Annotated in this window: 2 protein-coding genes and 2 pseudogenes; all 4 read left to right on the top strand. The window is 48.8% G+C overall.

What is annotated here, in order from left to right; genetic code table 11:
• Positions 1–15: 15 nt before the first annotated feature.
• A complete protein-coding gene (locus tag AC50Y5_RS07120) occupies positions 16–1,527 on the top strand; it encodes a sugar ABC transporter ATP-binding protein (protein WP_494859446.1) in 1,512 nt (503 codons plus the stop codon).
• Positions 1,528–1,823: 296 nt separating this feature from the next.
• Positions 1,824–3,539: a carbohydrate binding domain-containing protein gene (locus AC50Y5_RS07125; protein ID WP_494859447.1), complete on the top strand. Its 1,716-nt coding sequence runs from the start codon at positions 1,824–1,826 to the stop codon at positions 3,537–3,539.
• Between the two features lie 4,295 nt (positions 3,540–7,834).
• A pseudogene (locus AC50Y5_RS07130) lies at positions 7,835–11,602 on the top strand (RHS repeat-associated core domain-containing protein); the annotation flags it as partial.
• 36 nt (positions 11,603–11,638) lie between these two features.
• Positions 11,639–12,334 (top strand): annotated as a pseudogene (locus tag AC50Y5_RS07135) (polymorphic toxin-type HINT domain-containing protein); the annotation flags it as partial.
• Positions 12,335–12,561: the final 227 nt, after the last annotated feature.

Raw genomic sequence — 12,561 nt, forward strand, 5'->3', positions numbered from 1 at the left:
GGGGAGAGAACGAAGTTGAGCGAATTATTGACGCTGCGAAATATTAGAAAGCGCTTTAATGAAATGAGTGTGCTGGATGGCATCCATTTGACGATTGAAAGCGGCCAGGTTCATGCGATTATCGGGGAAAATGGGGCGGGCAAATCGACGCTGATGAAAATATTAGCCGGACTTTTTCCGCCAGACTCTGGAGAGATTGCGATTGGCGGGGAGCTTGTCAGCATTGGCAGCCCGAATGAGGCGCAGGAGCTGGGCATTGCAGCGATTCATCAGGAGCTGCGGCTGTTTCAGGATTTGAGCATTGCGGAAAATATTTTTATGCGCCGCGAGCCCTTGAAGCCGCTGTTATGGCCGAAGCTGATCGACTGGGAGCGGCTGCATGAGCAGACCGCGAGCTATTTGCAGCAATTTGGTATGGTGGTCGATTCCCGGGCGCGCGTGAATTCGCTGTCCATCGGCGATCAACGTTTCGTCGAGCTGATCAGGGCGCTGTCCCAGCAGGCCCGGATCATTATTATGGATGAACCGACGGCCGCGCTGAACAATCAGGAATGCGAGCGCCTGTTCGAGGCTATTCGCCATGTGAAAAAGCTGGGTGTGGCTATCATTTACATTTCCCACCGAATGGAGGATCTCCAGCAAATTGCCGATCAGGCTACGCTGCTGCGTGATGGTGCGATCATTCGGACCTGGCGCATGAACGATGCGGCCAGCATGCCGGAAATAATGGAAGCGATGGCGGGCAAGGAGCTGCATAACCGCTACCCGAAGCTGAAGGTACAGCTCGGCGGCGAGCTGCTGAGAACGGAAGGGCTTTGCGTGGCAGGAAGGCTGAACCATGTCAATTTGAGCTTGCGCAGGGGCGAGATTTTGGCGATTGCCGGGCTTGGCGGCGCGGGGAGGCGAACGCTCGCGAAGGTGCTTTTTGGCATAGAGGGTCCTTATGAAGGTGCGATTCATTTGAATGGGCGTATCTTTAAGGAGATGACGCCGCATAAGGCGAAGGCAAACGGCATTTGCTATGTGACGGGCCTCCATTCAGAGGAAGGGCTGATCTTAAATGCGCCGATTGCTGAAAATATTACGCTGACGAATCTCCCGCGCGTGTCGCGAGCCGGATTTATACGCAGCGGACAGGAAGCTGCTTATGCGAGAGATTTGATGGATCGCCTGGAAATTACCGGCGAAGAGACGGAGCTGCCGATGCACCTCAGCGGCGGCAAACAGAAGAAGGTCATTTTAGCCAAGTGGCTGTTCAGCAATGCCCGTATTTTCATTATTGAAGAGCCAACGGCAGGCATCGACGTCGTCTCCAAAATCGACATTTACAACATTATGAACGAGCTGGTGCTGTCCGGAAAATCAATCATTATGCTGTCCTCCGATATCCCGGAAATGCTCGGCATGTCCGACCGAATTGCCGTCATGCACGGCGGCTCTATCCGCCATACGATGTTAAGAGAGGAAGCGACGCTTGAGCGGATCTTGCATTATGCTTCAGGTGGCGAGGCCGTGCGGGAGGGCTAGTAGAGATTTCATAGCGTGAATATAACAATAGAACGACTTGTTTAACTGTCTTCATAGACGGTTAACAATTCGTTCTTTTTTTTTGTTTTAAAACCTTGAAAAGGAAAATAAAAAGGAGAAAAATGTCGTTAAATCAAAATTTGTTCACACGATTCGACATCTTAAATCTATATTCGACAAAATCCCTCAATGAAAAGGAATGGGAATGTCTGTATAGTAAAGTTGAAATCTAATAAATGACAAAAAGGATGGATGAAATGCAGGATGCAGCAAGGGAAAGCAGGAGGCGAAGCCGATTGTTAAAAGGTTTTACGTATTTTTCTAAATATAGGAAAGTAGATGTTTTTCATCCTTTCTCTATATTTCTTGGAATGAAACGCGCTGCACCGCCAGAGGACAGCAGCAGCCGTTTCACCTTGTGGGGCAAAATTAGTTTGTTTACATTGATTATGTTTGGTTTGCTTAGTTCAGCCGCTTTTGCGGCTACGTACACGTACGATGAGCTTAATCGCCTGGTAGCTGTAGATTATGACAATGGCGATCGTGTGGAATATGTTTATGACAAAAATGGAAATATGCTTTCTTCCAAATATACGAAAGCGGACGTAGTTCCCCCAGTAGCTCCTCCGGTTAGTGGAACAGGCGTAGTCCACCATTTTGAAGATGGCACCACCCAGGGCTGGACCTCGCAAGGCGACGGTGTTCAACTCGTTAATTCTCAGGAGATCGCGAGAAGCGGGAAGCACAGTCTGAAAGTCACCAACCGCACAGCGGCGTGGCAGGGCCCGATTCTTGATGCAACCCAATGGATAGAGAAAGGAAAAAGCTACCGCATTAAAGCAGCTGTACGTCTTGCTCAAGGGGAAGCATCGACACAAATCATGATGACGATTAGGCGGACATTGGCTGATGGAAGCAGCTTTTATGACCATTTGAATACCCAAACGGTTACCGCTGATGGCTGGGCTGTATTAGAGGGCGTTTATATGACTAGCCAAGAGGCGTCTAATCTGTCTCTCTACTTGGAAAGCGCAAGCGATACAGCTGCCTTCTATTTGGATGATGCGAGCATTGATGTTTATGTTGCTCCTGCCCCTTCTACTGAAACGCTATTGCATGATTTTGAAGATGGGACGACGCAAGGCTGGAGCGCGCAGGGTGATGGTGTTGTGGCAGCCAATTCCCAGGAGGCAGCAAGTGCCGGAAGCCGCAGCCTCAAAATTTCGGGAAGAACAGCTTCCTGGCAAGGCCCTATTCTGAATTTGACCTCCTTTATGAAGAAAGGAGCCACTTACGATATTAGCGGCAAAATTAAGCTTTCGGAAGGAACGCCCTCCTCTGATATTTTATTAACGATGAATCGCAAAGCCGCGGATGGTACGGATTATTATGAAAATATTAGTGCGAGCCATGTGACGGCAGATGGCTGGGCTTTCTTCAAAGGGGTTTATACCTTTACCGGGGAGGTAACCCATTTAACCGTTTATATGGAAAGCGCGAACGCCACGGCCAGCTTCTATTTGGATGAGTTTCAGGTGAAGAAGCATGAAGCTGCTCCTCCTGTTATCAGCCATGATTTTGAAGATGGCAGCTTGCAAGGCTGGAATGCGCTCGGAGAAGGAGTCGTATTAAGCAATTCGGATGAGGCAGCCAGCAGCGGCCAGCGCAGTCTCAAAGTAACCAATCGCACGGCAGAGTGGCAAGGGCCGCTATTGAATTTGACGAACGCCTTGCAAGCGGACCAGTCCTACACGGTGAGAGCGGCTTTCCGTTTGCTAGACGATTCTGCACCAGCCAATCTGCTGATGACGATTCACAGAAAGACAGCAGAAGGTGCCGATTACTACGATAACGTCAGTGTAAATGTCGTAAAGGCTGGGGAATGGGCGATTCTTGAAGGGCCCTACAGCTATAGCGGAGATGCATCGGAGCTTTCTCTGTATGTCGAAAGCTCTGATGCAACCGTTGGATTTTATGCAGATGACTTCACAATCAGCCGGAGGCAACCATAATGATTCGCAAAACGATACAGTGGCTGACCTTAGCCTGCCTTGCTTTAGCTTTTACGATGGGTTTCCTCGTGAAGCCAAATGTCACTTATGCAGCTCCGCTTAACTATACCGTTCCAGGTTATTCTTCAGCGGTTGTAACCTCTAGTTTTGCTGCATCCACTACAGCGGTAACCGCTGAAGGCACGTCTTATGATTATGCCCGTTATGCGGCCAATGGGTCAGTTGTCAACTTTGGCCAAGGCACAGGCAAAAAGTCGCTTAGCATCGTAGGCGGGCAGCGGCTCGTTATTACGAATACGTCAGCAAGCGGAGTTGTGCTGAAGACGGTAACAAGAGAGCTCGGTGCAAGTTATACTTCTACACCTGCCTTGAAAAAATATTTGCTGTTTCCAGGGCAGAGCATGAAGGCAACCAATCTGATTACCACATCGGAAAGCATTGACGTAGGCGGCAAAAACAGCCATGCCGATTACAATGCCAATGATATTCCCAACACCTATGACCGCACTCATGCTGGTGGAACGATGCCGATTCCAGCAAGGGAAGGTATAGCTATTACAAATACGGGAACCGTCAGCTATGAGGTGCTGGCGCCTTATGAGGTGTTCTCGTTCGCCAGCCGTACTAATCCAGCGGTGTTTGTGAAAACGCTGCAGCAGGGCCAGCATTTAGAAGCGTTAAATGTGACTCCTTATACGTTCACGATGTATTTCAGCCATAAAAATTATGATTATGCGATTTACGATGCCGCAGGCGTTCTCGACTCTTATGGTCATACAGGCTTTACATCAGATATGTTGTATGCTGGTCGAAAAATGATTGTGAGCAATTATTCGGACGTACCGCTCGTAATCGAGGGTCCTTATGATGCGATTCCAACTAAAGCACGTGCTTACCCTGCGCTTTATACGCAGACGCTGACCAGTGGTCAAAGTGTTCTAGTCAAAAACACATCATCCGAAAGCTATGTTCTGAATTTAAAAGGGGCATATGATTTTGCACAATATAGCGCAAACGGCAGTGTTGCCGATTATGGACGGAAAATAACGACAACGGCAGGGACAAAGACAATTCCTGCTGGCGGCAGCATCGTCATTACCAAAACAGACGGCGGTACAGCCGAAGTCGTCGGGCCTCCAGACGGATTCAGCTTCACTGGCCGCACAGACCCAGCCCTTTTTATTGGCTCAATAGCAGTAGGGCAAAGCTATGAAGCGACGAATCGCTTGTCAGGCAACGGATCGTTTACGATGAATGGCCTGTACGATTATGCGATGTACGACAGCTTAGGGAATATTAATAATTACTATGCAAATCGTTCTTTAGGCAGCTTCAGCATCAGTGCGGGAGAACGCGCCGCTTTTACGAATGTCGGCAGCGGGGCAGCGGAAATTATTGCGCCTTATGATGCCTTTAGGTTCGTATCGCGCTCCATTCCGGTCAGCTTTAATAAGACACTGGTGGCAGGGGAAACCGTTCAGGCTGATAATATCTCGCTTAAATCATTTACGGTCAGCTTGAATAATCAGCATCATTATGTCACCTATGATACGGGAAATGAAGTGAGCGAATTCGGCAACCCGCAGACGGCTGACAGCCATATTGTAGATGACACGGAGCGAATCATCATCTCCAACAGCGGTACGGCGCCAATTGTTTTATCGGGCCCTTATGATGCTTTTCGCTTAACGGACCGATCAGCTCCTGCGCTTTACAAGGGCTTTTTGGCCAATGGACAGAGCATGCGCCTGACGAATATCAGCCCGACGCTGTTCCATTTAAATATGTCAGGAACGTACGATCAGGCCAGTTATAAAACGACAGGAGAGCCGCGCTCATCAAAGCGCAAGGAAACCTCCCTCGGACAAATTCTTTATAACTCGGAACGGATAACGCTGACAGGCAGCGGGAGCTCCGTGCTGCAAATTCTTGCGCCTAATGATGTGACGCTTGTTCAATCGAGCACGAATCCAGCCTTGGCTGTGAAGGAGCTTGCAGTTGGGCAAAGCGCCCAGGCGAAAAATACGTCCACTTATAATGAACGAGTGGATCTGACAGGCAAGCACGATGTTATGGATTATGATGCCGCCGGCAATCCAGACAGCTATGCACGCGGGCGCACGATCGCTTACCGCGATGTGGATGCAGGTAAACATGTCTCCGTTATGAATACCGGTACAACGGCGATGGAGGTTTATGGCCCTTATGAGCTGTTTGCGATTACGAGCCGTGCTAATCCGGTTACGTTCAGCAGGGTATTGACGGCGAATGAGAGCATGGAGCTGCGAAATCAGACGGGCAAGCTGTTCCCGGTTTATTCGACAGGACTTTATGATCTGGCGCAATATGATTCTGCTAATGATGTAACCGATGTCGAGCGTGAGCATGGTACAACGGTCAAAAATGTGTCTGGGCTCAATCGTTTGGCGGTTACGAATGCACAGGCTTCTTCTATGGCTATTGAAGGGCCATATGATGTATTCGCATTGACAGGCCGGGCGAATCCTGCTCTTTTTGAACGAACCCTTGCACCTCGCCAAAGCATGGAGGCTGTTTTTAAAGGAGTAGATGATGCCTCTGTCTATATGACGGGCAAATATGATTATTCGCTTTTTGATCAAAATGGTTTAAAAACCTATGCAAGGCAGCAAAACATCATTAAAAATAAATTGGTAAATACGGGGCAGCGAATTGCGGTGATGAACACGGATGTTCAGTCCATTGTCGTTTACGGTGCTTATGATGTTTTTGACAACAATGCCCGTACGAATCCCGTAACGTTTCAGCGTACGCTCGCTCCAGGCGAAAGCTTTGAAGCGACAAACAAGGAGCTGACTCCTTATGAGGTCTATCCGAGCGGACTATATGATTTCGTTGAGTTTGCTGCGGATCAGGATGTCAGGGAACTCGGACGGGATCAAACGGCGGCGCTTGAGATTATTTCGTCAGGAAACCGCATCGCGCTAACGAATGCGAATTCCCAAGCCATTACGGTTGAAGGCGCTTATGACGCTTTCCAATTGACGAATCGTACGAACCCTGCGTTATTCGAGCGTACGCTTCAGCCGGGCAGCAGCTTTGAGGCTGCTTACACCGGTACGAAGGATGCCAATGTGAAAATGACAGGCGTCTATGATTTGGCGCTGTACGATGCAGCAGGCGAGATTAAAAGCTACTATCGCGAGCGGAACGCTTCTATTGGACAGGCTGTCGCTGTAGGCGAAAAAGCAGCCATTATGAACAGCGGCACCAGCAATATGGTTGCTTATGGGGCCTATGATTTGTTCCAAATTAGCAATCGGGCAAATCCCGTTTCTTTTGTTCGTACACTATCTGGAGATGGGACGCTGGAAATTAAGCAAAAAACGAATAAAAGAATGAGCCTGTATTTAGATGGCACATATGATCATGCAGAATACGCAGCAGATGGCTCCGTTAACAGCTATGGGGCTGGGGCAACGCAGAAGGAGCAGATTATTGCGGTTGATGCGAAGTTTGTGCTGACCCCATCTGTTACGCATACCGTCACCGTTAGCGGTGCTTATGATGCTTTCGACATTACCCCGAGAATGATTCGGGCCGTGACGATTAAGTCGCTTGATCCAGGGGCTTCCTATTCGCTGCGCAATATTTCACCTGATTCTTTCAATCTGCGGATTATTGGGAAATATGACTATCAGATTTACGATTTATGGGGAAATATGCAGCGTTTCGGCAACGGCAGCTTATTGAACCCGCGTGTGATTGACTCAACAGAGCGGATGCTGATTACCAACGCGGATATCGCTCCTATAACGGTTATGGCGCCAACCGATGCGATTAATGTAACCGACGGCGGCAATGCCAATGAGTTTGTAAAAGCTTTGGCAATAGGCGAAACACTGGCGGTGAAAAATCAATCGGGCGGCGCGTCTACGATCAACCTTAGCGGCAAATATGATTACGCTTTGTATGATAGCGCAGGAGCACCTGTACGCTATTTGAGAGAAGCAACTAATACAGCTATAAGCGTACCGATAGGCCATAAGCTAGTCATCACGAGCCGAATTGGTACCGGAACCGTTGTTACGGGCGGCGCGCTTGCTTTCCTTGTAACGGAGCAGGATGAGCCAGCCCTGCGAATTGTTCCGGTTTCGTTCAAAAATACGGTCGAGCTGACAAATATCAGCCCGAAGATATGGTCCTTTACCAGCAGTGGCACAATGGACTGGGCATCGTATAATAGCACGGGAACAGTGCTTGGTTACGCTTCTCGTGATACAGCAGCAACGCACGAGCTTGTTCTAGCTGAAAAGATGGTTGTAACGAGCCCTCTTAGTCAATCGTTAAGTATTTGGGGGCCTTATGAGTCTTTCAGCTATGTAGATCGTACTGATCCGGCACTTGAGCAGGAAACGCTGAAAGCTGATCAAACGGTTCAGGCTAAAAATCTGACCTCGTCAACTCAAACGTTAAAAGCCGGCGGCTCCTTTACGTATCGTAGCGGTTCGGGCAATGAGCAGCCAGGACAAAGTCCGCTAAATGTAAACGCGGGAGCAACGCTGCTGCTTACGAATACAAGCGGCGCGGAATATATCGTATTTGCACCATTTGGCGCCATTGACCTGAGCTTCCCTGGAGCAGATGGCACACCAATATCCGGTATCGGTGCAGCGGACAAAGTGAAGACGCTGGACCCGTCGGACTATGATCCACAGACATTCCATGCTGATCCAATTGATACGGCAACTGGAGCACAAATTATTAATCGCACCTTGCTTACGGCACATGGCGCGGTTCCGATTCCTTTTCAGGCCCAATATCATTCGTTGTTAACGGGTACTGGTGATCTGGGAGTCGGCTGGAGCCATAACTTCGAGATGAAGCTTGAGGCTGGCGTGAACAACGTAACGATTTACTGGAATGCCTTCCGTTCGAATGTATTTAATAGAGCAGCGGACGGTACTTATTCGTCAGTCGATAAAGCAACCAGATTGGATCATTTGACGAAAAATTCGGATGGTACTTATGTGCTTGAACGCAATGACGGTACATTCTATCGTTTCACAGCTGCAGGGCGCTTGACTGAAATCGAGGAGAAAAGCGGGCTGAAGCTGGCATTTGGTTATGCCGCGAATGGTGCTTTATCGACCATCAGTGATCCATTGACAGGAGCGGCTTTGACACTCAGCTATGATGCGACAGGCCGAGTGGCTAAGGTAGTTGATCCGGCAGCGCGTTCCGTCCAATTTTCTTATGATGCAGCCGGTCGCTTGAGCGAAATAACTGATGCAGCTGGAAATGCCACGACTTACAGCTACGACAGCAGCAATCGGATTGTCAGCGCATCGAGTGAGGGCGTCCAGCTGTTCGAGAATACGTATGATCATGAAGGTCGCGTCATCAAGCAGCAGGATGCAGTTGCTGGGCATGCTCCAACTACGTTCAGCTATGAGGAGAAGGACAAGCAGTTAGTTACGACGATTACCAATCGTAATGGCGATGTGCAGAAGTTAACACATGATGCGCAGTACCAACTGCTTCAAACGGAAGACAGCTTAGGGAATAAAATGTCCTTTACGTATGATGTGCAGGGCAATCGCCTAACCGCGACTAATCCGCTAAATCAGACGATCAGCTATGTCTATGATGACAGGCGCAATCTGATTCGTTCAACCGATTATACGGGTGCGCAGGTCAATATGACCTATGACAATGAGGACAATTTGCTCAGCGCAACAGGGCCTGATGGCAATACGATTACGTATACGTACGACAATAAGAACCGTTTGATATCCGTAACGGATACAGATGGACAAGTGACTACCTATGCGTATGATGCAGCTGGCATGTTATTGTCGGCTACTGATCCAAAAGGTGCGCAAACCTCCTATACGTATAGTGGAGGCCGACTGGTCAGCATGAACAATGCGGCGGGCGAGGTTACGACGTATGGTTATGACGCAGCCGGAAGAATGGCAAGCGTAACCGATGCGGCAGGAAATACAAGCCAGCTCGTGTACAATGCAGATGATCAGCTGCTAAGCGATACGGATGCGCTGGGACATGCGTACTCGTATGCTTATGACAAGCAAGGCTTCCTTGCGTCAGAGGTTGATGCGCGTGGCAACACGACACATTACACCTATGACAACAATGGCAATTTGACACAGGTTGTAAATGCACGGAATCAAGCTTCGCAGCTCATTTATGATGCTGAGGGCCGTTTGATTGAGGCCGTCAATCCGCTTGGCGACAGTGTGACAATTGTCTATGATGCAGTCGGCAATGTGCTGACTCAGACGAATGCAGAAGGGGAAAGCGTTCGTTATGTGTATGATTCCCTCTATCGTCTTGTAGAAGCCTATAATGCGGACAATACCAAAGTCTACGAGGTTGTCTATGATGCGAAGGGTAATCCGGTCACGATTAAGGATGCGCTGAATCATTCGCAAACTTATGTGTACGATGAACTCAATCGCCTCGTTGAAACGATTGATCCGATGAATCGTTCTACTACGTTCGCTTATGACGATCTTAGTCGTTTGACGACCGTAAGCGATGCGCTTAAAGGCGAAGCAAGCCGCAGCTACGACTCATTAAGCCAAGTTATCGGCTACTCCGATCCGAATCAGAATGCGGCAGCGTATACGTATGATTTGGCAGGAAGATTAATTGGCGAAACGAATGCAGCCGGTGAAACATCGACATACACGTATAATGCTTTAGGCTTGCCGGATGTAGAGACGAATGGTCGCGGACTGACGACGTCCTATAACTATGACGCAGCGTCAAGACTAAGCAAATTCGTTGATCAGGCTGGTGAAGTCAGCTATACGTATGATGCGAACGGCAATATAACCGCTGTAACGGATGGGCAAGGCAAAGCCTTAACGCGTGTATTTGATGAGTTGGACCGCGTCGTGCAATATACCGATGAATTCGGCAATGTCATCCAATACAGCTATGACGCAGCAGGCAATATGATCATGCTGACCTATCCAGACAACAAAACCGTTTCCTACACGTATGACCGTGCAGGTCGTATGACGAGCGTAACCGATTGGAGCGGCCGTGTAACAGCTTACAGCTACGATGCCAATGGCCGTCTGGCATCAACGCTTCGACCTAATGGCACAACGGAAACAAGAACATATGATGCGAAGGGTCAATTGTTGACGATTAACGATATTGGCTTGGATAGCAGCATAATTCTTTCGTATACGTATGGCTATGATGCGGTTGGCAATGTCATCAGCGAAAATGGCGGTCCAACCGTCACCGACAGTGTATACTTGAACGGATTAAGTGTAGGCGAGAACGTATACGGCAATGTTTCGGGCAGTGTATACGTACCAGGAGATGCTGCTGGCTTGCAGCCGGAATCAGCAGCAATGCAGCTTCCGCCTGGCATGAGCAACGCGGAAATGACCTACACGGCAGACAATCGTCTGGCGACCTATAACGGGAGCGCAGTCGTGTATGATCAGGATGGCAATATGATCACGGGTCCGCTTGCTGGCAGCATGCAAAGCTACAGCTATGATGCGCGCAACCGACTAACGGAAGCAGGCGGCATCAGCTATGGCTACAATAGCGAAAACGTACGCACCTCCGTCACTGTAAACGGGGTAACGACTCGTTATGTCGTAAATCCGCAGGCGGTATTATCGCAAGTGCTGATGGAGACAGATGGACAAGGTAATCCGACGGCGTATTATGTGTACGGTCTCGGATTGATTGGCCGCGAGGCAGCGGATGGCAGTTATGCCACGTATCATTATGACCGTCGTGGAAGCACAGTCGCTCTGACGGATGACAACGGCGTGATCACCGATACGTATGAATACGGACCGTATGGTGAACAAATCCGTCATATGGGAACGACAGAGCAGCCGTTCCAGTATAATGGACGGGATGGCGTTGCTACAGACGCAAACGGCTTGTACCATATGCGTGCGCGTTATTATAATCCAGAAATCAAACGTTTTATCAACCGGGATGTACTGACAGGCTCGATTAGCGATTCACAAACGCTGAACCGTTACGCGTATGTGAATGGCAACCCAATATCCTATGTCGATCCATTTGGCTTAAGCCGTGATGGAGACTCTGCATGGCTGCAAGGCGGAAGCTTCCTTGCTGATCTCGTGCCATGGGTAGGCACGGTAAAAGGCTTCCAGCAGGCATTTACAGGTAATAACTATATTACTGGTGAACATCTCTCGGCGGGAGACCGTTGGGGAGAGGGAATTGGGGCAACACTGAGCATTATTCCGATTCCGGGTCTGAAGCATGCTGGTAAATATGGTACCAAGGGTGTCATTTGGGCGGGTTCGAAGCTGAAGAATATTTTTGGTGAAGATACGGTTAAAACGACGAAAAAACTTGTCTACGAATGTAACTGCTTTACAGCAGGAACCAAGGTTCTCACCGACGAAGGGGAGAAACCGATCGAGGAAATCGAGGTAGGGGATAAGGTTCTCTCAAAGGATGACGAGACCGGAGAAGTGGCCTATAAAGAGGTTGTAGGGCTGTTCCAGAAACAGGCTGACGAAATCTATTATGTCCACATCGGGGATGAAATCATCGAGGTCACAGGCGAGCATCCATTCTGGCTTGATGGCAAGGGTTGGACGTTTGTTAAAGACCTGAAAGTCGGTGACTTGCTTGTTTCGAGTGACGGCACTAAACTGGCAATAGACAAGATTGAAAAAGAGTCGCGCGAAGCAACGGTTTATAACTTTGAGGTTGAGGACTTTCATTCTTATTTTGTGTCTAACCTTGGGATTTGGGTTCATAATTGTGAGATAAATGGGAAGGGTTCTGGTTTGGAAGGATGGGGGTACAAATCCCAACCTGGAGAAAGGACTTTTGAAGGATATGTGAATTATAATGTGCCTATTGATAAAGAAACGAAATTATTCACGAATTCATCGGGATTTAACAACGTTGGAACTCCTGGAGGACAATTCAAGAGATATGGAAGCGATTCGCATGCGGGTTTAGCACCACATGTTCATCAGCCTCAAAGAAATGTTGA

Source organism: Paenibacillus sp. JT22N7 (genome assembly GCF_059383875.1).